The organism is Streptomyces sp. NPDC048171, assembly GCF_043202655.1.
Taxonomy (GTDB): domain Bacteria; phylum Actinomycetota; class Actinomycetes; order Streptomycetales; family Streptomycetaceae; genus Streptomyces.
Window position 1 is genome coordinate 60,656 of sequence record NZ_JBIDAU010000004.1, and the last position, 22,148, is coordinate 82,803.

The following is a 22,148-nucleotide window of genomic DNA, read 5'->3' on the forward strand; positions in this document are numbered from 1 at the left end:
GGCTGTACTGTGTGGCCACTTTCTTCGTCGCGGCGAAGATCTGGCGCGTGGCACGTCCCTCCTGGAGCACTCTGTGAGTCGTCCCTCCCCGCTTGGCAATCCGGCGCTGGAGCGGGCGGCGGACGACGCGTTCGACCGGTTCCTCGCCTCGGCGACGGCGCTCGGGAAGTTCGGCCGGGGGCACCACAACCTGAACTACATGGTGCGGCCGCTGACCGAGGGGGACTCCAGGCTGGTCGCCGCCGAGCGCGGCGCGCGGGTCACCGTACGCAAGCGCATCCCCTCGGCGCTGCCGGTGGTGATCCGCACCTGGCAGGACGAGGCCGACCTGCTCAACCGGATCTGGGGGGTGCTGCACAACGTCCCGCGCTGCCTGGCCAAACACCGCGACGTCGTCGTCCTCAGCTATGTCGAGGGCGTGCCCCTGTCGAGCATCTGCCCCAACGACACGCCGGTCGACTACGACCTGATCGTCGCCCTGGCCGGGCTGCTGGCGGACATGACACAGGTACGCCGGCAGCACCTGCCGCCGCTGCCCGCGTACTGGCCGCGGTCGAGTCGGGACGGCGGGGCCTTCCTCAGGGCGCTGGCATTCGCGGCGGACGAGCAGATCAGGCGGCGCAACCGGGCCGACTTCGGGGGCCTGTTCGCCATGCTGGGCATTCCGGAGGACGCCCTGGTCCGGTTCGCCGAGCGGGTGCCCACGCTGGTCAGCCGTCCGTTCAGCCTGGTCCACACGGACCTGCACCGCGACAACGTGATCGTCTCCTACGCCGGGGACCCGCCGCTGATCTGCGTCGACTGGGAGCTGGCCAGCTACGGCGACCCCCTGCACGACCTCGCCACGCACCTGGTGCGGATGCGCTACCCCGACCACCAGTGGCCGGAGGTCGTCGAGGCCTGGCGCAAGGTGATGGGGGAGCGTCGCGGCAAGGCGGTCAACGGCCTGGACCGGGATCTGAGGCACTACGTGGCCTTCGAGCGGGCCCAGTCGGTCTATCCGGACGTCATGCGGGCGGCGAAGTCACTGGGGGACTCCTTCGACCAGCGCGACCTGGACGCCGCGACCCGGGCGGTGCGCAGGGCGCTGCTGGCGGCCGAAGAACCGTTGCGCCTCAAGAGCGTGCCGGACGAGCCGGCCATCGAGCGCATCCTCTTCCGGTGGCACGAGTCCCGGGGGGTGCGGTCCAGCCGCGAACGGAAGCTGTCCCAGATCGTGTGGCAGCGCGACTCCCGGCTCCCGGTCCGCAGCGACTTCCCGCTGTGGGCCGTCAACCGTGCGCTGCTGGAGGAGGGCGCCGCCTCCGCCGACCGGGTGTTCAAGGGCACGGCCCATCTGAACACCGCCGTGGACGTCGAGGGCATCGACTTCCCGGTCGTGGTGCGCCGCAAGGTGGGCGCCGCGGACTCCCGGGAGCGCAGGTTCCTCAGCGAACACGCCGTCCTGAGGGAGATCGAGAACTCCGGGGCCCGCGTCAAGGCTCCGCGCGTGCTGGCCCTGGGCAGGAGCGGCTTGCGCGAACCGTTCGCCATCCACTCCTACGAGGGGCCGGCGAACGGCTTCGCCCCGCCGGAACACCCCGCGCACGGGCTGCGGCCGTACGAGGCGGACGATCTCGTGGACCAGCTGGGCGAGCTGACCCGGGTGGGATGCGGGGGGCTGGACCCGCTGAAGGGGGCGGCCTTCTACCCGTGGCTGCGCAGCGAGCTGGTCCGCCTGGTGAGTGAGCTGCCCAAGGCCACGATGGAACTCGCCCGCGAACTGGGTCTGCCGGGCAACGTGCGACTCGCCGAGATCCTCGCCCGCCACACCCTGAGCCGACGGCGTCCCGTACTGCTGCACGGCGATCTCAACCCGTGGAACCTGGTGCGTCGCCCGGACGGCGGCGGACTGACGCTCATCGACTGGGAGATGGCGATGGTGGGCGACCCCCTGTACGACCTGGTCCGCCACATGCATCTCACGCCCACCCGGCCGGAGATCCGCGACCGGATGTTCCGCCGCTGGGAGCGCCTGCTCCCGCCCGACTGCACCCATCACTGGCGGGACGACTGGCGGGTGTACCGGTGGATCGAGACCGTCCGTTCGGCCTACGTCGACCTCGACCGTCTGGTGACCGGCGTGAGTCTGGGCGCCCCGAACGTCAAACGCGCCGTCCAGACCTACGCCATGACCCTCGCCGAGGCCACCGCGGCCCTGGGCCTGCCGGACAAGTCCATGGCCAATCCCTACCTTGCCCGCGCGTTGCCCCACGGCGACCATGGGGGGTCACGAGCGGCCAGGTTCCCGGCGGACGTCTGAGCCGCTCCCGACGCGACGGCGGGGGGCCGCGTATGTCCGGCAGGGCGGGCAGGACGGATTCCGAGGGAATGGCGCAGCGTTTCCGGCGGCTGCAGGCCCGTTACGAGCCGACGGTGACCCGGACCCTGCTCCTCGGCCTCTTCGTCGTCGGTGTCAGCGCACAGCTGGTCAAGCCGATCGGCGACGCCCTGGAGGACAAGGCCTTCCTGGGAGGCGCGCTGCTCAGCCTGGTGGGCTACGTGCTGTACGAGTCGGTGAAGGACCTGGCGTCGTCGCTGCGGCTGCCCGCGCGTGCGCAGGTCGAGTCCCGGGAGCTGGGCACGTTCGTGAGCGAGGCCTTCCGGGCCCGCACCGTGGAGATCGGCTTTCTCGGATACACCGGGGAGACCCTGTACAACGAGCTCTACCACCGCCTGGAAGGGCTGTTGGAGGACCCCGGACCGATCCGGCACGTGAACGTGCGGTTCCTCATCCCCGACTTCGGGCGGCCCATGACCGTTCCGTCGAGGGTCGGCGAGGGCGGCAGGCCGGTGGACGACCCGGACTTCCGCAAGCGGCTCGAGGAGAAGTGCCGGGAGTACGACGAGACGCTCTCGGTGCTGGCGGAGCGACTGTCCCGGCTCGGCAGGGTGACGGCTCACTGCGAGTACCGCCTGCACCCCGGCATACCCACGGACAAGGTCTGCGTCTTCAACCGGGAGCTGGTCCTGCACGGGCTCTACGACGTGACCGCGCGGACCGTCCTGCGCAGCACCGATCCGGAGTACTACGACCCCAAGGGCTACCGCACCGACCTCACGGTCTGGTCCCAGGAGGGCGGCGACGACGCCAAGGCCGTCCTGGCCACCTGGAACCGGCACTTCGACAGCTTGTGGGGCCTGGCGGCGACACCTCCCTGGCGTGCGGCGGCCGCCGCGTGAGCGGGTCGGCGGGACCCCCGGCGTAGGGTCGTCGCATGGTGGAGAGCGGGCTGCGGGAGCGGAAGAGGCAGCGGACGTTGCAGGTGCTGTCGGACGTCGCCGTCGGGCTCTTCCTGGAGAAGGGGTTCGACGCGGTGTCCGTCGCGGAGGTGGCCGCCGCGGCCGAGGTGTCCAAGCCGACGCTCTTCCGGTACTTCCCGGCGAAGGAGGACCTCGTCCTGCACCGCATCGCCGACCACGAGGACGAGGCGGCGCGGGTCGCGGGGCAGGGGCCGGATCCGCTCGACGCGCTGCGGCTCCACTTCCTGGCGGGTCTGGAGCAGGGCGACCCGGTGACCGGGCTCAACGACCATCCCGCCGTACTCGACTTCCACCGGCTGCTCTACGGCACGCCCGCCCTCGTCGCCCGGATGCACACGCAGCTCGAGCGGTCCGAGGCCGCCCTCGCGCGGGTGCTCGGCGGTGATCTGGAGGCCCGGCTGGCCGCCGGTCAGATCATCGCCGTACAGCGGATCCTGGCGCTGGAGAACTGGCGGCGGATCGCGGCCGGGGCACGGGTGGCGGACGTGCGGCCGGACGCGGTGGCGGCGGCGGAGCGGGCGTTCGGAGCGCTGGCGGCCGGGCTGCCGGGGCTTACTGTTACTCGGTAAGGAATGTAACTCGGTTACGTTATCCAGTACGGTTGCTGGAATGACGTCGACCGAACCCGCCCGCCAGCACGCCCTCGCCCTCGAACGCGCCCACCACGAGCACTGCCGGGACGTCCTCGCCGCCATGATCGACGGGGCCCGGGAGCACGTCGTCACCGGAGAGGACGTCTCCGCCTCCGGCGCCGACGCCGAGGTGCTGGGGTACCGGCTGCGCAGCCGGGCCAAGGAACTGCGCGAGCTGCCCGAGGGCCCGCTGTTCTTCGGGCGGCTGGACTTCGCGGAGGCGGAGGCGGACGCAGAGGCGTCGGAGGCCGAGGCGCGGGTGCTGCATCTCGGGCGGCTGCGGATCAGCGAGCATCCCGCCTCCCCGCCCCTTGTCGTCGACTGGCGCGCCCCCGTCTCCCGCGCCTTCTACCAGGCCACCGCCGGCGACCCCCGGGGCGTCGCCGTCCGCCGCCGTTTCGGGTGGGCGCCCGGCAGCCGCGGGGACTCGGCCGACCTCACCGGGCTGGAGGACGAGCACCTCGGGCGGGGCGAGTCCCGGGCCAGTGCCCTCGTCGCCCGGGAGATCGAGCGGCCCCGCGTCGGGCCCATGCGGGACATCGCCGCCACCATCCAGCCCGAGCAGGACGACCTCGTCCGGGCCGGCCTCACCACCACCGTCTGCGTCCAGGGCGCCCCGGGCACCGGCAAGACCGCCGTCGGCCTGCACCGGGCCGCGTACCTGCTCTACACCCACCCGCAGCGCATCCGGCGCGGCGGCATGCTGATCCTCGGCCCCAACCCCACCTTCCTCTCCTACATCGCCGAGGTGCTCCCCGCCCTCGGTGAGACCGGCGTACGGCAGTCCACCCTCCCGGCGGAGATCGCCCGGCACCCGGTCACCGGCACCGACGGCGAGCGGACCGCCGCCGTCAAGCACGACGCCCGGACGGCCGAGGTGCTGCGCCGCGCCCTGTACGCGCGCGTGGCGCCCGAGGCGGCCGGCGACCTCGTCGTGCCGGACGGGTCCTACCGCTGGCGCGTCCCGGCCGAGGCGCTGACCCGGATCGTCGCGGACGTGCGCGAGGAGGAGCCGCCGTACACCGTGGGGCGCGAGCGGGTGCGCGCCCGGATCGTGCGGTACGTCCAGGACCAGGCCGAACGGCGCGCCGGACCCCGCCCGCACGCCTGGGTGCGCCGCGTCGAACGGGCCCGGCCGGTCGGCGCCCACCTCGACGCGGTGTGGCCCCGGGTGCGTCCGGAGGAGGTCGTCGCGCGGCTGCTCGGCGACCCCGGCGCGCTGGCGCGGGCCGCCGACGGGCTGCTGGACGACGACGAGCAGCGGGCGCTGCTGTGGCCCACGGGGGCGCCGCGGTCGTGGAAGTCGGCGCGCTGGTCCGCAGCCGACCTGGTCCTGCTCGACGAGGTGGCCGGGCTCCTCGAGCACCCCGAGGGCTACGGCCACATCGTCGTCGACGAGGCGCAGGACCTCTCCCCGATGGAGTGCCGGGCGATTGCCCGCCGCTGCGCCTTCGGCTCGCTCACCGTCCTCGGCGACCTCGCCCAGGGCACCACGCCCTGGACCGCGCGGTCCTGGGCCGGGACCCTCGCCCACCTCGGCCGGCCGGACGCCGCCGTGGTGCCGCTGACCACCGGGTTCCGGGTGCCCCGTGAGGTCGTGGGCCTCGCCAACCGGCTGCTGGCCCGGCTGGACGTGGACGTACCGCCGGCCCGTTCACTGCGCGGGGACGGCGAGCTGACCCTGCGCGAGGTGGCGCCCGGCGCGGTGCCGGGGGCGGTCGTGGACGCCGTACGGCACGCGCTCACCCGGGAGGGCTCGGTGGGTGTCGTCGCCGCCGACGCGGACGTGCCCCGCCTGCGGGAGGCCCTCGACGCGGCCGGGATCGGAACGGCCGGCCCGGAGGTGCCCGGCGCCCGGGCGGCCCTGCTGCCCGCGAGCGTCGTCAAGGGCCTTGAGTACGACCACGTCGTCGCCGTCGAACCGGCGGCGATCGCGGAGGCGGAGGGCCCCTCGGGACGTGGCCTGCACCGCCTCTACGTGGTGCTCACCCGCGCGGTGTCCCGGCTTGACGTGGTGCACGGGCGGCCCCTCCCCTTCTGAACGCCGGTACGGGAGTCAGCGCCGGGTGATCACGTCCGCGACCCGGGTGTACCCGTCCGTGCCGTGCCCGAGCGCGATGACCCGCCGGGCCTGCCCCTCGATCACGCGCATCACGCTCGCGTCGATGCCGTGCGCCTCGGAGGCGTGCACGATGTGCGCCATCGTCGACACGGCCGAGGTGATCGGGTTCAGGTCGCCCGAGTACGTACCGGCGTCGGTGTCGGCGGCGAACTCGGTGAACAGCGGCGGCAGGATCGCGGCGATGCCCTGCGCGAAGGGGGCGAGCTCGGCGCCCGTGACACCCTCCGCCCGGGCCACCGCGAGCGCGTGCGCGTAGCCCGCCATCGCCGTCCAGAAGATGTCGAGCAGGGCGACGTCGTAGGCCGCGGCCCGCCCGGCGTCCTCGCCCAGGTGGGTGTGGCCGCCGCCGAGCGCCGCCAGCACGGGCAGGTGCTCCCGGTACAGCTCCTCGGCACCGCTGTACAGGAACACCGCGTCGTCCGTGCCGATGGTCGGCGTCGGGGTCATGATCGCGCCGTCCAGGTAGCGGACGCCGTGCCGACCGGCCCACCCGGCCGTGTCCCGGGCGCGCTCGGGGGTGTCGGCGCTCAGGTTCACCACCGTACGGCCCTTGAGCGCGGCGGCGACGGGCTCCTGGCGCAGTACGGCGTCCGAGGCGTCGTAGTTCACCACGCAGACGACGGTCAGCGGCGAGGCGGCGACCGCCTCCTCGGCCGACGCCGCCACGGCCGCGCCGCGGGCGGCGAGGTCGCCGTCCCGGCCCGGGGTGCGGTTCCAGACGGTGGTGTGCAGTCCGGCGTCCAGGAACGCGGCGGCCAGTGCCCGGCCCATGGGGCCGAGCCCGAGAACGGTGACGGCGGCGGCGGACTGGCCGGTGTGCGTGGTCATTGGCTGAACTCCCGTAATGTAATGAGAAATTGGTGTACGTGAAGGGTCGTGTCGCACGTGCCGCCGCGGCGGTTGACGGCCGAGGGCCGACGGAAGGGGTACGGCATGGCGCACCGACGTCAGGACGCGAACGTCTGCGGAGTGGCCGCCGCGATCGCCGTGATCGAGGGCAGGTGGAAGACCACGCTGCTGTGGCTGCTGGAGTCCGGCCCGCGCCGCCCGGCCGAACTGCGGCGGCTGGTGCCCGGCCTCAGCGAGAAGGTGCTGACCCAGGCGCTGCGCGAGATGGAGGCGGACGGGCTCGTGGACCGGCGGGTGTACGACGTGCTTCCGCTGAAGACCGAGTACTCCCTCACCGGGTTCGGCCGTGATCTCGCCGAGGCTCTCTCTCCTCTCTCCGACTGGGGCTACCGGCGCATGGCCAGGCAGGCCGGGCCGGACGCCGCCGCCCGCGCGACCTCCTGACGTCCCCCCGCCTCATCAGCTTCGGCGCGGTGGGCGCCGCTGCCAAGTACGCACAAAAAAGTGGGTGCGTGGGCCGGACGGCTCACTATTGCAAGCAGTGTGCTTGCAATAGTTAGCAGGGTCGTGCATGGTGGAGGCATGGCCTCGCTCAACGTCGGCAATCTCGGTGAGTACCTGCGCGAGCAGCGGCGCAACGCGCAGCTGTCGTTGCGGCAGCTCGCCGATGCCGCGGGCGTGTCCAACCCGTACCTGAGCCAGATCGAGCGCGGGCTGCGCAAGCCGAGCGCGGAGGTGCTCCAGCAGGTCGCCAAGGCGCTGCGCATCTCCGCCGAGACGCTGTACGTCCGCGCGGGGATCCTCGACGCCGAGCGGGACCGGGACGACGTGGAGACGCGCGCGGTCATCCTCGCCGACCCCTCGTTGAACGAGGGACAGAAGCAAGTCCTGCTCCAGGTCTACGAGTCGTTCCGCAGGGAGAACGGGTTCGGGACCGAGGCGGACGGCGAGGGCTCCGTCATACCGGGCCCGCCGACCGCCGAAGCACCAAAAAACCCTCAGTAATACGTCATTCCGGAGGACCAGCACCATGGCCATCACCGACGACCTGCGCAAGACCCTCAGCGACCCCACCCCGCTCTACTTCGCGGCGGGCACCGCCGACCTGGCCTTCCAGCAAGCCAAGAAGGTGCCGGTGCTGGTGGAGCAGCTGCGCACCGAGGCGCCGGCGCGTATCGACGCCGTGCGCAACACCGACCCGAAGGCCGTCCAGGAGAAGGCGACCGCCCGCGTCAAGGAGACCCAGGGCACCCTCCAGGCCAAGGCCAACGAGCTGTTCGGCAACCTCGACGCCGACTTCAAGAAGCTCGGCGAGAGCGCCCAGGACCTCGCGCTGCGCTCGGTCGGCGTGGCCGCCGAGTACGCCGTCAAGGCCCGCGAGACCTACGAGAAGGTCGCCGAGCGCGGCGAGCACGCGGTGCGCACCTGGCGCGGCCAGGCCGCCGACGGCATCGAGGACATCGCCGAGGAGGTGGAGGAGCTGGCCGTCGCCGTCGAGCCGGCGAAGCCCAAGCCCGCCCCGGCCGAGCCCGTCCGGGTCACGGACGACAAGGCCGCCGCCGCGAAGAAGACCCCGGCTCCGCGCAAGGCCCCGGCCAAGAAGGCCCCCGCCGCCAAGAAGACGACCCCGCCGGCCAAGTAGGCGGGGACGCGGTCATCCGGAGCGGGCCGGGCACCCTTGGGGTGTCCGGCCCGTTCTACGGGTACGGTGACCGCCTGCGGGTACGGTGACCGCGTAATGACGACCCGAGTCTGGTGGTGGACGTTGTGCTGATGCAGGGTTTCGCAGGCTTCATGTGGCTGCTGAGCATCGCCCTGATCCTTTTCAGCGGCTTCGCTTTGATCGACGCCGCCACGCGCCGCGAGGACGCCTACCGCGCGGCCGACAAGAAGACCAAGCCCTTCTGGCTGATCATCCTCGGGCTCGCCTTCGTGGTGAACCTGATCTTCAACATCCTGTCGTTCCTGCCGATCATCGGCCTCATCGCGACCATCGTGTACATGGTCGACGTGCGGCCGGCGCTGCGCGGACTGCCGGGCGGCGGCCGCAGCAGCCGCCGCGGCTCCAGCAGCGACGGCCCCTACGGCCCGTACAACGGCGGCCGCTGACGGGCCTGACCGGGCTCCACCCCCGCGCGGCGCGCGGTCACCGGGACCGGGCGGCTCAGGCCGTCCGGTCCAGCAGGACCACCGCCAGGTCGTCCGCCAGCTCGCCGCCGTTCAGCTCGCGCACCTCGTTGACGGTCGCCCGCAGCAACTGCTCGCCCTGCAGCCCCTCGGCGAACTGGCGGCGGACCATCTCCACCATGCCGTCCTGGCCCAGCCGCTCCCGGCCCTCGCCGATGTGGCCCTCGATCAGGCCGTCGGTGTAGAGCATCAGGCTCCACTCGGCACCCAGCTCCACCTGCATCCGCGGCCAGCGGGCACCCGGCAGCAGACCCAGCGCCGGGCCGTTGTTGTCGTACGGCAGCAGCCGTGCGGGCCTGCCCGGGGCGGCGACCAGCGGGGACGGGTGCCCGGCCAGGCACAGACCGGCCCGGCGGCCGTCCGGGGAGATGTCCACCGCGCACAGCGTCGCGAAGATCTCGTCGTCGGCGCGCTCGTGCTCCAGCACCTGCTGGAGGGTGCCGAGCAGCTCGTCGCCGCAGAGCCCCGCCAGCGTCAGCGCACGCCACGCGATCCGCAGCTCCACGCCGAGCGCCGCCTCGTCCGGGCCGTGCCCGCAGACGTCGCCGATCATGGCGTGCACGGTGCCGTCGGGAGTGCGCACGACGTCGTAGAAGTCACCGCCGAGCAGCGCCCGGGAACGGCCCGGGCGGTAGCGGGCGGCGAAACGCAGCGAGGAGCCCGCGAGCAGCGGGGTCGGCAGCAGGCCGCGCTCGAGACGGCGGTTCTCCTGCGCCCGCAGCCGTCCCTCGGCCAGACGCCGCTCCGCCGAGTCGGACCGCTTGCGCTCCACGGCGTACCGGATCGCCCGGCTCAGCAGACGGCCGTCCAGCTCGTCGCGGAACAGGTAGTCCTGGGCGCCGACCGCCACGGCCTCCGCGCCGCGCTCGGCGTCGCTGGAGGAGGTGAGCGCGAGCACGGCGTGCCGGGGCGCCAGCTCCAGTACGTGCCTGAGCACCGCCAGCTCGTCGTGGCCCTCCCCGCTCCCGTCGCCGTCGGTGTCCGCGCCGGCGCGGGCCGGGGCGGGAGCCGACAGGGCGAGGTCCAGCAGGATGCAGTGGACGTCGTCGGTCAGCAGCCGCTCGGCCTCGGTGAGGTTGCGGGCGGTGCGGACGCGGATCGGCTTGCCGGTCTGGTCGATCAGGTCGGGCACGAGCGGCGAGCCGGCCGGATCGTCCTCGATCAGCAGCAGCGTCAGGTTCGTGGGGATGGTGCTCCCACGGCGGCTGGTGGGGTTCTCGCTCTTCTCCGTCGTGTTCTCTCGCTGACTGGTGGGGTTGTCGGCCGGGTTCGTCCCGGGCGGGGCCTGTTCCTTGGAAGGGCCGCTGTCCGGGGACGCGGCGGGCGCCTGACCACACTCCACGGCCGGGATCGCCCTCTGCCGCGGTACGGGTACGGGCATTGTCTTGGTTTCCTTCCCTCCCCCCGAGGGCATGGCGGGGCGAGGGACCTCGACCCACCGACGGGGACCATAACGGGTGACGGCGCCGCTGCGGAATGGTCCAGCACACGCCGGTCCGCCATCGGCCACTGTCATATGCCGCGTTATCGGCCGCAGTTGGACAGGTCGCCCCCCGACCGGGGATGACGAACGTCACGCGGGGGGTGCGCCGGGCGTGCGGTGGGTCACGTGGCCCGCTTCACGTCCCCGGCGCGTGGCACGTGGCCCGCGTCACTGATCCGGTGTCGCCGGGTCCGGCCGGACCACCCCGAGGATCGGCATCGTGCCCGCTCCGGCGATCGTGATCGAGCGCCCCGGGCGCGGGGCGTGCACGACGGAGCCGTCGCCGACGTACATGCCGACGTGGCTGGCGTCGTCGAAGTAGATGATCAGGTCGCCGGGGCGCATGTCCTCGACGTCGACGCGCGTCAGCTGCTTCCACTGCTCCTGCGAGGTGCGCGGGATCGTCTGCCCGGCCGCGATCCAGGCCTGGGAGGTCAGACCGGAGCAGTCGTAGGACCTGGGGCCCTCGGCGCCCCACTGGTACGGCTTGCCGATCTGGGCGGTGGCGTATTCGACCGCCTTCCGGCCCCGCTCGGTCGCCTCGCGGTCGAGGTCCTTGAGGATGCCGGAGTCGAGCCACGCGGTCTGGGCCTTGGCCTGGGCCTCCCGCTCCAGCTTGGCGAGGCGCTCCTTCTCCTCCTTGGCCAGCTCGGACTCCAGCTTCTCGGCCGCCGCGATCTGCTTCTCGATCTTCTTCTGGGCGGTGGCCTTGGTCTTGCGGTTCGCCTCGAGCTTCTTGAAGCGGGCGGAGGCGTCCGCCGCGTAGGTCTTCAGGTCCTCCTGCGCGCGGGACAACTCGCCGAGCAGGCCCTTGGTCGCCCGCTGCCCCTGGAGCACGCGGCCGCTGCCGTCCAGGAAGTCGCCCGGGTCGTCGCTGAGCATCAGCTTGGCCTCGTCGGGCAGGCCGCCGGTGCGGTACTGGGCGCGGGCCGCGGCGCCGGCGCGGTCCTTGAGCCGGTCCAGCTTCTCCTGGCCCTTGACGATCTTCTTGGCCAGCTCGACGATCTCGGCGTTCTGCTTCTCGGCCTTCTCCTCGGCGGCGTTGTACTCGTCCGTGGCCAGGGCGGCCGCGCGGTAGAGCGAGTCGAGCTTCTTGCGCACGGCCTCCAGGTCCTTGGCGCGCCCGGGGTCCGGGGCGGGGGAGGCGCTGGGCGTGCCGCGTGACGGTGTGGGGCCGGGGTCCGCGAACGCGGTGCCCGGTGCCGCGAGCACGGTGACCGCGCAGACCACGGTCACGGCTGCGGTCATCAAGCCATGCTTCCCCGTACGCATACGTCGCCCCCAAACTGGTTAACCGTCAGTAACATAGCGCTCGGGGGATCGTGCCATGCCGGCGCGGAAAGCGACAGAGGCCGCGCTTCCCTCCTGCTTCCCCTCTTCTGCCGCGCCGTACGACGATTCCCCCCGGTGTGTGACGAACGCCGCACGGAGATCGTTCCCGCCGGGCCCGTGTCCCCGGCCCACCGGCCCTCGCCGCCCGGCGGGTTCAGCCGTGCGGCGCCAACGCCTCCCAGCGCACCGTCACTTCGCCCTGGCGCCAGCGCGCCGGTCCGTCCGTCACCGGCCAGTCGGCCGTCAGGTCCCGCACCGCGCGCATCCAGCGCTGGCGGGCGCCGTAGGAGGCGTAGGGCGCGGCGGCGGCCCAGGCGCGGTCGAAGTCGCGCAGGAAGGCGTGCACGGGCTCGCCGGGGACGTTGCGGTGGATGAGCGCCTTCGGCAGCCGCTCGGCCAGGTCGGAGGGGCGGTCCAGGGAGCCGAGGCGGGTCGCGAGGGTGACCGTGCGGGGCCCCTCGGGACCCAGTGCCACCCACACGTGCCGGCGCCCGATCTCGTCGCAGGTGCCCTCCACCAGGAGCCCTCCGCGCGAGTGCTCGGAGGCCGGCGCGAGCCGCGCGCACAGCCGCCGCCAGACGGCGGCGACCTCGTCCTCGTCGTACTGGCGGAGCACGTTCGCCGCGCGGATCAGCGTCGGGGCCGGGGAGACGGGCACCTCGAAGCCGCCGTGCCGGAAGACGAGCCCCGCGCGTGCGTACGGTTCGGCGGCCGCCACCCGGGCCGGGTCGATCTCGAGGCCCACCACGCGCGCGTGCGGGGCGACGGTGCGCAGGCGGTGCAGCAGCTCGACGGCCGTCCAGGGGGCGGCGCCGTAGCCGAGGTCGACGGCGACGGGGTCGGTGGCGCGGCGCAGTTCGGCGCCGTGCGTGGCCGTGATCCAACGGTCCATGCGGCGCAGGCGGTTCGGGTTCGTGGTCCCGCGCGTGACCGTGCCCAGGGGGCGGGGGGCGCGGGCAGATGGCATGCGTACGAGGGTATGCGGCGGGGTGGGGGCGTGGTTCCGGGCGGCCGGCGCCTTGACGGGCTAACGGCGTTAGCCTTACTGTTCAGGCAGGGCTAACGCCGTTAGCTCACTCGCTCCCCGGGAGGCACCCATGAGCACGGTCGCACCAGCACGCGCCGCCCGCGCGGTCACCGCTCGCACCGTCGTCGGCCGCACCGCGTGGCTGCTGAGCGCCCTCTTCTGGTCGGCCTTCGCCGTCCTGGAGGCCGTCGATCACGGCTGGGTCGCGGGCCTGCTCGCCTTCGCCTTCTTCCTGGCGCCCGACCTGACGTTCCTCGGCGGCCTGTCCGACGCGCCCCGCATGGAGAAGGGGCGGCTGACGCCCCGCGCGGTGCCGTACTACAACGCCGCCCACCGTGCCCTGGTCCCGCTCGCGCTCGTGGTGCTCCACACCGTGACGCCGGTGACCTGGGCGCCCGCGTTCGCGGCGCTGTGCGGGTGGCTCGCGCACATCTCGTACGATCGCGCCTTCGGTTACGGACTGCGCACCAAGGAGGGTTACCAGCGTGGCTGACCGCCTGTCCCCCCGGGCCCGGGAGATCGCCGCTGCCGCCCGCACGCTCCTGGAGGAGTCCGGGCCCGCCGCGCTCACCCTGCGGGCCGTCGCCGACCGCCTCGGCATCAAGGCCCCCTCCCTGTACAAGCACTTCCCCGACAAGGAGGCGGTCGAGGCCGAGCTGATCGTCCAGGCGCTCGGCGAGGCGGGCGATGCCATGGAGGCCGCGGAGGCGAAGGAGCCCGGCTCGCTGTCGGCGCTGGCGGAGGCGTACCGGGCCTACGCGCTGGCCCACCCCCACCTGTACTGCCTGATGACCGAACGCCCGCTGCCCCGCGCGTCCCTCCCGGCCGGCCTGGAAGACCGGGCCGCGGCGCCGCTGATGCGGGTCTGCGGTGGGGACCAGGACCTGGCCCGCTCGTTCTGGGCGTTCGCCCACGGGATGGTGGTGCTCGAGATCCACGGCAGGTTTCCCGCCGACGCGGACCTGGGGGCGGCCTGGGCGCGGGGGGTCGGGGCACTGCGCCGGTAGAGCGCCGGCGGTCCCACGGTGTGGGACGCGCCCGCTGCTCGAACGGTTGAGCGACAGCCGGTAATGATTCGGCAAAGGTCGGGAAACCGGAAATGGAGCACGGCCGTCCGGTGTTCCACCCCCTTGGAGGGCGGCGCGTGTCCTCCGACCGGCATGCCCGCAGCGAGGAGGAATGGCTCGTGAGCCAGTACGTCAGCATGCTCGGGCGTCGCTCACCGGCGGCCTCCCCACGGCTCCGGCTGCTGCGCAGGCCCCGCCGCGTCGCCATGCTCTCCGTGCACACCTCACCGCTCCACCAGCCCGGCACCGGCGACGCCGGCGGCATGAACGTGTACATCGTGGAGCTGGCGCAGCGCCTCGCCGCGATCAACATCGAGGTCGAGATCTTCACGCGCGCCACGGCCGGGGGACTCCCGCCGTCCGTCCAGCTCGCCCCCGGCGTCCTCGTCCGGCACGTCGACGCGGGCCCCTACGAGGGACTGGCCAAGGAGGAGCTGCCCGCCCAGCTCTGCGCCTTCACCCACGGCGTCATGCAGGCGTGGGCCGGACACCGCCCCGGCCACTACGACCTGGTCCACTCCCACTACTGGCTCTCCGGCCACGTCGGGTGGCTCGCCGCCCAGCGCTGGGGCGCCCCGCTCGTGCACGCCATGCACACCATGGCCAAGGTCAAGAACGCCAACCTGGCCGACGGCGACACCCCCGAGCCGGCCGCCCGCGTCATCGGCGAGACCCAGATCGTCTCCGCCTCCGACCGCCTCATCGCCAACACCGCGGAGGAGGCCGACGAACTCGTCCGCCACTACGCCGCGGACCCCTCCAAGGTCGCCGTCGTCCACCCCGGCGTGAACCTCGACCGCTTCCGCCCCTTCCCCAAGGGCGCCGTCCCCGGCCCGGACCGCAGCGGCAACGCCCGCGCCGCCGCCCGCGCCCGCCTCGGCCTGCCCCAGGACGCGCTGATCCCGCTCTTCGCGGGCCGCATACAGCCCCTCAAGGCACCGGACGTGCTGCTGCGCGCCGTCGCCGTACTCCTCGACGAACGCCCCGAGCTGCGCTCCCGCATCGTCGTCCCCGTCGTCGGCGGCCCCAGCGGCAGCGGCCTCGCCAAGCCGGAGGGCCTGCAGAAGCTCGCCGCGCGGCTCGGCATCGCCGACGTGGTGCGGTTCCGCCCGCCCGTCGGGCAGGAGCAGCTCGCCGACTGGTTCCGGGCCGCGTCCGTGCTGGTCATGCCGTCGTACAGCGAGTCCTTCGGCCTGGTCGCCATAGAGGCCCAGGCGGCCGGCACGCCGGTGCTCGCCGCAGCGGTCGGCGGCCTCCCGGTCGCCGTGCGGGACGGGCTCACCGGCCGCCTCGTCCAGGGCCACGACCCCGCCGCGTACGCGCGCGTGCTGCGCGACTTCGCCGACAACCCGGAGCTGACGCCGAGGATGGGCGACGCCGCCGCCCGGCACGCCCAGTCCTTCGGCTGGGGCAGTGCCGCCGCCGCCACGGCCGACGTCTACACGGCCGCGATCCAGGCCCACCGCCGTCGCGTACGCTCGCATCATGGCTGACGCGCGCGGGACGACGGCAGAGGTGCTCGAGGCGGCGCTCAAGGACGCCGACGTCGAATGGGAGAGCCCGGAACCCGGCAACTACGTCGTCAAACTCCCCGGCACCCGCAAGCTGTCGACGACCGTCTCCCTCCTCCTGGGCCGGCACTCGCTCTCCCTCAACGCGTTCGTCATCCGCCACCCCGACGAGAACGAACCGGCCGTCCACCGCTGGCTGCTGGAGCGCAACCTCAAGCTCTACGGCGTCGGTTACGCCGTCGACCGCCTCGGCGACGTCTACGTCACCGCGAAACTCCCCCTGGCCGCCGTCACCCCCGACGAGGTCGACCGGCTCCTCGGACAGGTCCTGGAGGCCGCCGACGGTGCCTTCAACACCCTGCTGGAACTGGGCTTCGCGTCCGCCATCCGCAAGGAGCACGAGTGGCGCACCGCGCGCGGGGAGTCGACGCGGAACCTGGAGGCGTTCCAGCACCTGATCGAGCGCGGCGGGAAGTGACGCCCGCTCAGCGTGCGCCGCTGCCGCGGTAGCGGCCCGGGGTGACCCCCACCAGACGCTTGAAGTGCCGGGTCAGATGGGCCTGGTCGCAGAAGCCGGTGACGCCGGCGACGTCCGCCGGGGCGTGTCCCGCGAGCAGCAGCCGCCGGGCCCGGTCGACCCGCCGGGACATCAGGTACTGGTGCGGCGCGATGCCGTAGGCGCCGCTGAACGCCCGTACCAGGTGCGCCGGATGGGCCGGCACCAGCGCCGCCGCCTCCGCCAGGCCGATGCCCTCCACGACCCGTTCGTCCAGCAGCTCCCGCAGCCGCCGGGCGAGGTCGGGGTCCCTGCGCTCCGCGCCCGCCTCGTGCCGGGGCACCAGGTGGGACCGCAGCCGCTCGCCGACGAACGTCAGCCGGCTCTCCGCCTCCAGCTCGTCGCCGGGCAGGGCGAGCGCGGTGTGCAACTGCCCGACCCTGCGGCGCAGCAGCGGATCACGCAGGTCCGGGGCGTCGACGGCCGGCCCGATGAGCTCGTCGCCCAGCCGGGACGCGTCCAGGTACAGGACCCGCTTGCGGAAGCCGTCCGGCGTCGCGGGGGAGCCGTTGTGCGGCACGTGCGGCGGCAGCAGCGACACCGTGTCGTGCGGGGTGCCGTGCTCGTGCCGGTCCAGGTCGTACCGTACGGCGCCGTCGTCGACGATCAGCAGCGTCCAGGCGTCGTGGACGTGCATCGGGTAGGCGTACTCGGTGTAGTGGGCGTGGAACACCTCCACGACGCCCGGGACGCGGGGTCGCCAGGCGGACACGCTCCGCTGGTCGTTCCGCCGGCCTTCCATGCAAAAAACGTACAAGACCGGGCGGGGTGCGGGTCGGCAGTCTCACCGTATGAGCACGCACGATGCAGCCCCTGGGGCTCCCAAGGCTCCTGAGGCCGAGACCCCCGTCCGCTTCGACACCAAGATCGCCGTCCTGCTCCGCGAGGACCTGGAGACGTGGCAGCGCCTGAACGTCACGGCCTTCCTGGTCAGCGGCCTGGGCAAGGAGTTCCCCGAGGTGATCGGGGAGCCGTACGAGGACGCGGACGCCGTCGGCCACCTGCCGATGTTCCGCCAGCCGGTGCTGGTCTTCGAGGGCACGAAGGAGACGCTGACGAACGCCCACGCGCGCGTGCTGTCGCGCGCCCTGCCCCGCGCCCTCTTCACGTCCGACCTCTTCGCCACGGGCAACGACCGCGACAACCGCGCGGCGGTGCGGGCCGTGCCCACGGCGGAGCTGGACCTGGTGGGACTCGCGGTGTACGGGCCGAAGAACGCGGTGGACAAGGTGCTGAGGGGGGCGCGGATGCACCCGTGAGGGCGGGGCGGGTGCCGGTGCCGGTCAGGCGGCGCTGACCTCGGGCTCGGGTTTCGCGGGCGAGGGCGTTCCGGGTGCGGCCGCGGCCACCTGCGCCCCATCCGCCCCGTCCGCATCCTCCGTCGGCAACCCTCGCATCAGCGCCCAGTACCCGCCCGCCGCCACCGTGCCGACGACGGCGCAGATGCCCCACAGCCACTCGGCGCCCCAGCGGTCGATGACGAAACCGGACATCAGCGGGGCGACGAGCGAGGCGACGGCCCAGGACATGGTGTACATACCCTGGTAGCGGCCGCGCCCGTGCACCGGGGAGAGGCGGACGACGAGCCCGGTCTGCGTCGGCGCGTTGACGATCTCGGCGAGCGTCCACACGCACACGGTGAGCGCGAAGACGCCGACCGACCCGGCGAAGGCGGTGAGCCCGAAGCCGTACCCGGCCAGCAGGGACGAGGCGACGAGCAGCAACCGCGGATCACGGTGCTCGATGAACCGGGTGACGGGAATCTGGAGTACGACGATCAGCACGCCGTTGACGGCGATCGCCATGCCGAAGTCCGCGGGCGTGAACCCGGCCTCGCCCATGGCGACCGGCAGCCCCAGATACCCCTGCTGGAAGATCACGGCGACGAGGAACGACAGCCCGACGACGCTCATGTACCGCCCGTCGCGCAGCACGGTCCCGAGCGAGACGGCGGTCTCCTTGCCGGCGGTGTCGGTGCCGTCCTGCGGCTGCGGCCGTGACTCGGGCAGCTTCACGAAGACGAGGACGGCGCAGACGAGGGTCATCCCCGCCTCGATCATGAAGCCGGCGAGATAGCTGACCTCGGCGATGAACCCGGCCGCCATCGAGGAGATCGCGAAGCCGAGGTTGATCGCCCAGTAGTTGAGCGAGAAGGCGCGGATACGGTCCTCGGGCCGCACGATGTCCGCCATCATCGCCTGCACCGCCGGCCGGGAGGCGTTGCTGGCCATGCCGACCACGAACGCGACGGCGGCGATGGCGACGGGGTGGTGCACGAAGCCGAGCGCGGCCACGGACAGGGCGGTCGAGGTCTGCGCGACCAGCAGCGTGGGCCGCCGCCCGAGCCGGTCGGTCATCACCCCGGCGCCCACCGAGGACACGACCCCGCCGAGCCCGTGCAGGGCGGCGACCAGACCGGCGTACGAGGCGGAGTAGCCGCGGTCGATGGTCAGGTACAGCGCCATGAAGGTGGCGACGAAGGCGCCGAGCCGGTTGACCAGGGTGCTGGTCCACAGCCACCAGAACTCGCGGGGGAGCCCGGAGACGGTCTCCCGTGCGGCACGTCTGAGACCGGCGACGGACATGGGACCCCCCCGTGGAATGGTGCAAGCGTGTAGGCATGTAAGCGGCTGAAGTGGCACGCACAACTTACGAATCCGGGGCCGCCGGAGGCCACCGGATTAACACTTCCCGTCAACCGTCCGCCCACCGGGCGCCCCGCGCGGGTGGCCGGAGGGTTCGATTACGCTCGGAGCCATGGCCGACGCACCGTACAAGCTGATCCTCCTCCGCCACGGCGAGAGCGAGTGGAACGAGAAGAACCTGTTCACCGGCTGGGTGGACGTCAACCTCACCCCCAAGGGCGAGAAGGAGGCGACGCGCGGCGGCGAGCTGCTCAAGGACGCCGGCCTGCTGCCCGACGTGCTGCACACGTCCGTCCAGAAGCGCGCGATCCGCACGGCCCAGCTCGCGCTGGAGGCCGCCGACCGCCACTGGATCCCGGTCCACCGCCACTGGCGCCTGAACGAGCGCCACTACGGCGCCCTCCAGGGCAAGGACAAGGCGCAGACCCTCGCGGAGTTCGGCGAGGAGCAGTTCATGCTGTGGCGCCGCTCCTACGACACCCCGCCGCCCCCGCTGGACCGCGACGCCGAGTACTCCCAGTTCGACGACGCCCGCTACGCGACCCTCCCGCCGGAGCTGCGGCCGCAGACGGAGTGCCTGAAGGACGTCGTCGTCCGCATGCTCCCGTACTGGTTCGACGCGATCGTCCCCGACCTCCTCACCGGCCGCACGGTCCTGGTCGCCGCCCACGGCAACTCGCTGCGCGCCCTCGTCAAGCACCTCGACGGCATCTCGGACGCCGACATCGCGGGCCTGAACATCCCGACCGGCATCCCGCTGTCCTACGAACTCGACGCCGAGTTCAAGCCGCTGAACCCGGGCGGGACGTACCTGGACCCGGACGCGGCGGCGGCTGCGATCGAGGCGGTCAAGAACCAGGGCAAGAAGAAGTAGACCGACGCCGGCAAACAAGCCTCCTCACCGCGAGTTCTCCTCTGGTAGGGGGCTTGTTGCTGTGTCTGGGCCCGTCGGCCGCCGGCGTCGAGATCGATCGTCAAGACCTGTGGATCGCGTGTTCTAGGATCCCGGGATGAGCGCCGAGCTTCTTCAGCTGACGGTTCTGGGCAGCGCGACGCCCTGTCCGAGCGTGGACAATCCGTGCTCCGGGTACCTGGTCTCGAGCGGGGACACCCGTATCTGGGTGGATGCGGGCAGCGGGACGCTCGGCCCGCTGCAGCGTCATGTGCGCCTGGATGAGCTCGATGCGATCTGGATCTCGCATCTGCACGCCGACCACAGTGCGGACCTGCTCACCGCGTACTACGGCGCCCTGTACGCGGACATCCACCTCGCAGCGCCGATCCCTCTCTACGGCCCGCCTGGAATCGCCGAGCGGCTGGCCGGATTTCTCACCAACACCCCGGCTCGCAGCCCGATCGAAGCGGCCTTCGCGGTAACCGAGTTGTACGACGGGCATCAGGCGGCCGTCGGTTCGCTCCGACTGACCAGCCGGGCGGTGTCGCATGGCATGTCGGCCTTTGCCGTGCGCATCGAGGCGGCGGGCAAGTCGCTGGTGTACTCCGGAGACACGGCACCGTGCCCGAGTCTCACGGAGCTGGCCGAGGGATGCGACGTACTGTTGTGCGAGGCCGACAGCGCGCAGGCACCAGTCGAGGGCGAACAGGTGCACCACACGCCCGAGGACACCGGCGACACGGCCCGCTCGGCCCGGGCGGGCCGACTGATCGTCACACACGTCGGCCGCTTCCTCACGCCGCAGCAAGCGGTGGCGCGTGCCTCGGCGCGGTTCGACGGCCCCGTCGACTACGCCGTCCCCGGTGCCACCTTCTCCATCGGCTAGACCGCGGCTGCCACACGGCGTCCGACAGGTCGGGCGCGTTCGTCCCAGTCGGCGATCTCCCCGGGTACTCCGGTCATCCTTGTTCTGCCGCACCGCGTTTGCCGTGGTGCTCTCTGGAAATTGCATGACTCGGTAATCGGCGGGACGCTGGAAACGTCAGCCTTACGGCGGCCGGATGGGCAATCGGCGGCCGGTGCTGCGACCGGAGAGGCGGAGGCCGGGTGGGACGGCGGGATGCCCTCGCCTCCTCCAAGGAGAACGTCATGCAGAGTGCAACCCTGGAAGCGATGCAGACCGAGCTGCGCGGCCCCGTCATCGGTCCGAAGGACGCCGAGTACTCCCAGGCCCGCAAGGTCTACAACGCGATGATCGACAGGCATCCCGCCGCCATCGTGCCGTGCAGCGATGCCGCTGATGTCATGTCCGCCCTCACCTTCGTCCGCGACGCCGGACTGGAAGTCGCCGTAAGGGGTGGCGGACACAGCGGCCCCGGCCTCTGTCTGGTGGACGGCGGCGTCACCATCGACCTCTCGCCGATGCGCGGAGTACGTGTCGACCCCGTCGCCAGGACCGCCCAGGTCGGCGGCGGAAGCCGGCTCAGCGACCTCGACCACGCCACCCACGCCTTCGGGCTCGCCACCCCCACCGGCATCATCTCGATGACCGGCGTCGGAGGGCTGACGCTCGGCGGCGGTCACGGCTACCTCACCCGCAAGTACGGCCTGACCGTGGACAACCTGCTGGCCGCCGACGTCGTGCTGGCCGACGGCAGCTTCGTCACCGCGAGCGAGACCGAACATCCGGACCTGTTCTGGGCCCTGCGCGGTGGCGGCGGCAACTTCGGCATCGTGACCTCCTTCACCTACCGGCTCCACCCGGTGGACACCGTCGGAGGCGCGATCACCGTGTGGCCGGTCGAGCGCACCCGCGAGGTGCTGGCCTGGTACCGCGACTTCCTCCCGCAGGCTTCCGAGGACGTGTACGGATTCTTCTCGCTCTTCGTCATCCCGCCCGGCCCACCGTTCCCCGAGGAGATCCACGGGCGGAAGATGTGCGGCGTCGTCTGGTGCTACACCGGTGATCCGAGCCGCTTCGAAGAGTCCCTCACGGCCGTTCGGGAGCCCGGGCCGCCGGCGTTCCACTTCACCGCACCGATGCCCTACCCCGCGTTGCAGGGCATGCTCGACGACGTGATCCCCTCCGGGTACCAGTGGTACTGGCGCGGCGATTTCTTCGACCGCATCCCGGACGCCGCCATGGACGTACACCTCAAGTACGGCGAGAACCTCCCCACCCCGCTCTCGCTGATGCACCTCTACCCGGTCGACGGGGCCGCCCACCGGGTGGGCCCGGACGACACCGCGTGGAGCTACCGTGACGCCGTCTGGTCCGGCGTCCTGGCCGGCGTCGACCCCGACCCGGCCAACGCCGAGGCCATCAGGCAATGGTGCGTCGACTTCTGGGAGGCGCTGCACCCGTACTCCATGGGCGGCTCGTACGTGAACTTCATGGGTACGGGCGAGGGCCAGGAGCGGGTACGGGCGACCTATCGTGACCATTACGACCGGCTCGCACAGGTCAAGCGGACCTACGACCCGGACAACGTCCTGCACGCCAACCAGAACATCAGGCCGGCCCAGCGGCAGTGACCAC

22 protein-coding genes are annotated in these 22,148 nt (G+C 72.4%); 16 read left to right on the forward strand and 6 right to left on the reverse strand.

Annotated features, from left to right (window positions below; all coding sequences use genetic code 11):
• The first annotated feature begins 199 nt into the window (after nucleotides 1-199).
• The 4 genes from ACGF3J_RS12055 (at nucleotide 200) to ACGF3J_RS12070 (ending at nucleotide 5,976) form a co-directional block, all read left to right on the forward strand.
• Nucleotides 200-2,302 carry a phosphotransferase family protein gene (locus ACGF3J_RS12055; protein WP_393854178.1) on the forward strand — a complete coding sequence of 701 codons (2,103 nt, stop codon included), beginning with the start codon at nucleotides 200-202 and terminating at the stop codon, nucleotides 2,300-2,302.
• A 68-nt stretch (nucleotides 2,303-2,370) separates the two neighbouring features.
• Nucleotides 2,371-3,222 carry a hypothetical protein gene (locus tag ACGF3J_RS12060; protein WP_237552615.1) on the forward strand — a complete coding sequence of 284 codons (852 nt, stop codon included), beginning with the start codon at nucleotides 2,371-2,373 and terminating at the stop codon, nucleotides 3,220-3,222.
• 35 nt (nucleotides 3,223-3,257) lie between these two features.
• Nucleotides 3,258-3,872, forward strand: coding sequence for a TetR family transcriptional regulator (locus ACGF3J_RS12065; protein WP_393854065.1), 615 nt, complete (start codon nucleotides 3,258-3,260; stop codon nucleotides 3,870-3,872).
• 40 nt (nucleotides 3,873-3,912) lie between these two features.
• Entirely contained in the window at nucleotides 3,913-5,976 is a 2,064-nt protein-coding gene (locus ACGF3J_RS12070) for a HelD family protein (RefSeq protein ID WP_393854066.1), read from the forward strand.
• Nucleotides 5,977-5,991: 15 nt separating this feature from the next.
• On the opposite strand, the gene ACGF3J_RS12075 is transcribed toward ACGF3J_RS12070, so the two are convergent.
• Entirely contained in the window at nucleotides 5,992-6,885 is an 894-nt protein-coding gene (locus ACGF3J_RS12075; RefSeq protein ID WP_393854067.1) for an NAD(P)-dependent oxidoreductase, read from the reverse strand.
• A gap of 105 nt (nucleotides 6,886-6,990) precedes the next feature.
• Here ACGF3J_RS12075 and ACGF3J_RS12080 point away from each other — a divergent pair, with 105 nt between their 5' ends.
• From ACGF3J_RS12080 to ACGF3J_RS12095, 4 genes are all read left to right on the forward strand, one after another.
• The gene (locus ACGF3J_RS12080; RefSeq protein ID WP_161329824.1) at nucleotides 6,991-7,350 is read left to right on the forward strand and encodes a helix-turn-helix domain-containing protein; all 360 of its coding nucleotides are present in this window, start codon (nucleotides 6,991-6,993) and stop codon (nucleotides 7,348-7,350) included.
• Nucleotides 7,351-7,488: 138 nt separating this feature from the next.
• Nucleotides 7,489-7,911 (forward strand): helix-turn-helix domain-containing protein, encoded by a 423-nt coding sequence (locus tag ACGF3J_RS12085; RefSeq protein WP_393854068.1) that lies wholly within the window; start codon nucleotides 7,489-7,491, stop codon nucleotides 7,909-7,911.
• Nucleotides 7,912-7,936: 25 nt separating this feature from the next.
• Entirely contained in the window at nucleotides 7,937-8,548 is a 612-nt protein-coding gene (locus ACGF3J_RS12090; RefSeq protein ID WP_161329822.1) for a hypothetical protein, read from the forward strand.
• Nucleotides 8,549-8,679: 131 nt separating this feature from the next.
• The gene (locus ACGF3J_RS12095; RefSeq protein ID WP_161329821.1) at nucleotides 8,680-9,015 is read left to right on the forward strand and encodes a DUF2516 family protein; all 336 of its coding nucleotides are present in this window, start codon (nucleotides 8,680-8,682) and stop codon (nucleotides 9,013-9,015) included.
• Nucleotides 9,016-9,070: 55 nt separating this feature from the next.
• Here the strand turns inward: ACGF3J_RS12095 and ACGF3J_RS12100 are convergent, their stop codons facing one another.
• The 3 genes from ACGF3J_RS12100 to ACGF3J_RS12110 form a co-directional block, all read right to left on the reverse strand.
• Nucleotides 9,071-10,474 (reverse strand): PP2C family protein-serine/threonine phosphatase, encoded by a 1,404-nt coding sequence (locus ACGF3J_RS12100; protein WP_161329820.1) that lies wholly within the window; start codon nucleotides 10,472-10,474, stop codon nucleotides 9,071-9,073.
• Between the two features lie 270 nt (nucleotides 10,475-10,744).
• On the reverse strand, nucleotides 10,745-11,848 hold the full coding sequence (locus ACGF3J_RS12105) for an NlpC/P60 family protein (protein WP_393854069.1): 1,104 nt from the start codon (nucleotides 11,846-11,848) through the stop codon (nucleotides 10,745-10,747).
• A gap of 214 nt (nucleotides 11,849-12,062) precedes the next feature.
• Nucleotides 12,063-12,875, reverse strand: a complete 813-nt coding sequence (locus ACGF3J_RS12110; protein ID WP_393854070.1) for a class I SAM-dependent methyltransferase — start codon at nucleotides 12,873-12,875, stop codon at nucleotides 12,063-12,065.
• A gap of 130 nt (nucleotides 12,876-13,005) precedes the next feature.
• Here ACGF3J_RS12110 and ACGF3J_RS12115 point away from each other — a divergent pair, with 130 nt between their 5' ends.
• The 4 genes from ACGF3J_RS12115 (at nucleotide 13,006) to ACGF3J_RS12130 (ending at nucleotide 15,991) form a co-directional block, all read left to right on the forward strand.
• Nucleotides 13,006-13,428: a DUF4260 family protein gene (locus ACGF3J_RS12115; RefSeq protein WP_393854071.1), complete on the forward strand. Its 423-nt coding sequence runs from the start codon at nucleotides 13,006-13,008 to the stop codon at nucleotides 13,426-13,428.
• Nucleotides 13,421-13,942, forward strand: coding sequence for a TetR/AcrR family transcriptional regulator (locus ACGF3J_RS12120; RefSeq protein WP_393854072.1), 522 nt, complete (start codon nucleotides 13,421-13,423; stop codon nucleotides 13,940-13,942). The genes ACGF3J_RS12115 and ACGF3J_RS12120 overlap by 8 nt, the downstream gene beginning before the upstream one ends.
• A gap of 179 nt (nucleotides 13,943-14,121) precedes the next feature.
• Entirely contained in the window at nucleotides 14,122-15,495 is a 1,374-nt protein-coding gene (gene mshA / locus ACGF3J_RS12125; RefSeq protein WP_161326583.1) for a D-inositol-3-phosphate glycosyltransferase, read from the forward strand.
• The gene (locus ACGF3J_RS12130; RefSeq protein WP_393854073.1) at nucleotides 15,488-15,991 is read left to right on the forward strand and encodes a YbjN domain-containing protein; all 504 of its coding nucleotides are present in this window, start codon (nucleotides 15,488-15,490) and stop codon (nucleotides 15,989-15,991) included. Before mshA ends, ACGF3J_RS12130 begins: the two co-directional genes overlap by 8 nt.
• Before the next feature lie 7 nt (nucleotides 15,992-15,998).
• On the opposite strand, the gene ACGF3J_RS12135 is transcribed toward ACGF3J_RS12130, so the two are convergent.
• Nucleotides 15,999-16,811 carry an AraC family transcriptional regulator gene (locus ACGF3J_RS12135; protein WP_393854074.1) on the reverse strand — a complete coding sequence of 271 codons (813 nt, stop codon included), beginning with the start codon at nucleotides 16,809-16,811 and terminating at the stop codon, nucleotides 15,999-16,001.
• A 49-nt stretch (nucleotides 16,812-16,860) separates the two neighbouring features.
• Here ACGF3J_RS12135 and ACGF3J_RS12140 point away from each other — a divergent pair, with 49 nt between their 5' ends.
• Entirely contained in the window at nucleotides 16,861-17,328 is a 468-nt protein-coding gene (locus ACGF3J_RS12140) for a DUF2000 family protein (RefSeq protein WP_393854075.1), read from the forward strand.
• 24 nt (nucleotides 17,329-17,352) lie between these two features.
• On the opposite strand, the gene ACGF3J_RS12145 is transcribed toward ACGF3J_RS12140, so the two are convergent.
• Entirely contained in the window at nucleotides 17,353-18,654 is a 1,302-nt protein-coding gene (locus tag ACGF3J_RS12145) for an MDR family MFS transporter (RefSeq protein WP_393854076.1), read from the reverse strand.
• A gap of 172 nt (nucleotides 18,655-18,826) precedes the next feature.
• Here ACGF3J_RS12145 and ACGF3J_RS12150 point away from each other — a divergent pair, with 172 nt between their 5' ends.
• The 3 genes from ACGF3J_RS12150 (at nucleotide 18,827) to ACGF3J_RS12160 (ending at nucleotide 22,144) form a co-directional block, all read left to right on the forward strand.
• Nucleotides 18,827-19,588 carry a phosphoglyceromutase gene (locus ACGF3J_RS12150; protein ID WP_122621099.1) on the forward strand — a complete coding sequence of 254 codons (762 nt, stop codon included), beginning with the start codon at nucleotides 18,827-18,829 and terminating at the stop codon, nucleotides 19,586-19,588.
• Between the two features lie 136 nt (nucleotides 19,589-19,724).
• Nucleotides 19,725-20,495: an MBL fold metallo-hydrolase gene (locus ACGF3J_RS12155; RefSeq protein WP_393854077.1), complete on the forward strand. Its 771-nt coding sequence runs from the start codon at nucleotides 19,725-19,727 to the stop codon at nucleotides 20,493-20,495.
• A 263-nt stretch (nucleotides 20,496-20,758) separates the two neighbouring features.
• Complete coding sequence (locus ACGF3J_RS12160) at nucleotides 20,759-22,144, forward strand: FAD-binding oxidoreductase (protein WP_393854078.1); 1,386 nt, start codon at nucleotides 20,759-20,761, stop codon at nucleotides 22,142-22,144.
• The last annotated feature ends 4 nt before the right edge of the window (nucleotides 22,145-22,148 follow it).

Coding starts and splice junctions, on each gene's coding strand:
- ACGF3J_RS12055 (WP_393854178.1), top strand. CDS start 200: ATGGTGCGGCCGCTGACCGAGGGGGACTCCAGGCTGGTCGCCGCCGAG.
- ACGF3J_RS12060 (WP_237552615.1), top strand. CDS start 2,371: ATGGCGCAGCGTTTCCGGCGGCTGCAGGCCCGTTACGAGCCGACGGTG.
- ACGF3J_RS12065 (WP_393854065.1), top strand. CDS start 3,258: ATGGTGGAGAGCGGGCTGCGGGAGCGGAAGAGGCAGCGGACGTTGCAG.
- ACGF3J_RS12070 (WP_393854066.1), top strand. CDS start 3,913: ATGACGTCGACCGAACCCGCCCGCCAGCACGCCCTCGCCCTCGAACGC.
- ACGF3J_RS12075 (WP_393854067.1), bottom strand. CDS start 6,885: ATGACCACGCACACCGGCCAGTCCGCCGCCGCCGTCACCGTTCTCGGG.
- ACGF3J_RS12080 (WP_161329824.1), top strand. CDS start 6,991: ATGGCGCACCGACGTCAGGACGCGAACGTCTGCGGAGTGGCCGCCGCG.
- ACGF3J_RS12085 (WP_393854068.1), top strand. CDS start 7,489: ATGGCCTCGCTCAACGTCGGCAATCTCGGTGAGTACCTGCGCGAGCAG.
- ACGF3J_RS12090 (WP_161329822.1), top strand. CDS start 7,937: ATGGCCATCACCGACGACCTGCGCAAGACCCTCAGCGACCCCACCCCG.
- ACGF3J_RS12095 (WP_161329821.1), top strand. CDS start 8,680: ATGCAGGGTTTCGCAGGCTTCATGTGGCTGCTGAGCATCGCCCTGATC.
- ACGF3J_RS12100 (WP_161329820.1), bottom strand. CDS start 10,474: ATGCCCGTACCCGTACCGCGGCAGAGGGCGATCCCGGCCGTGGAGTGT.
- ACGF3J_RS12105 (WP_393854069.1), bottom strand. CDS start 11,848: ATGCGTACGGGGAAGCATGGCTTGATGACCGCAGCCGTGACCGTGGTC.
- ACGF3J_RS12110 (WP_393854070.1), bottom strand. CDS start 12,875: ATGCCATCTGCCCGCGCCCCCCGCCCCCTGGGCACGGTCACGCGCGGG.
- ACGF3J_RS12115 (WP_393854071.1), top strand. CDS start 13,006: ATGAGCACGGTCGCACCAGCACGCGCCGCCCGCGCGGTCACCGCTCGC.
- ACGF3J_RS12130 (WP_393854073.1), top strand. CDS start 15,488: ATGGCTGACGCGCGCGGGACGACGGCAGAGGTGCTCGAGGCGGCGCTC.
- ACGF3J_RS12135 (WP_393854074.1), bottom strand. CDS start 16,811: ATGGAAGGCCGGCGGAACGACCAGCGGAGCGTGTCCGCCTGGCGACCC.
- ACGF3J_RS12140 (WP_393854075.1), top strand. CDS start 16,861: ATGAGCACGCACGATGCAGCCCCTGGGGCTCCCAAGGCTCCTGAGGCC.
- ACGF3J_RS12145 (WP_393854076.1), bottom strand. CDS start 18,654: ATGTCCGTCGCCGGTCTCAGACGTGCCGCACGGGAGACCGTCTCCGGG.
- ACGF3J_RS12150 (WP_122621099.1), top strand. CDS start 18,827: ATGGCCGACGCACCGTACAAGCTGATCCTCCTCCGCCACGGCGAGAGC.
- ACGF3J_RS12155 (WP_393854077.1), top strand. CDS start 19,725: ATGAGCGCCGAGCTTCTTCAGCTGACGGTTCTGGGCAGCGCGACGCCC.
- ACGF3J_RS12160 (WP_393854078.1), top strand. CDS start 20,759: ATGCAGAGTGCAACCCTGGAAGCGATGCAGACCGAGCTGCGCGGCCCC.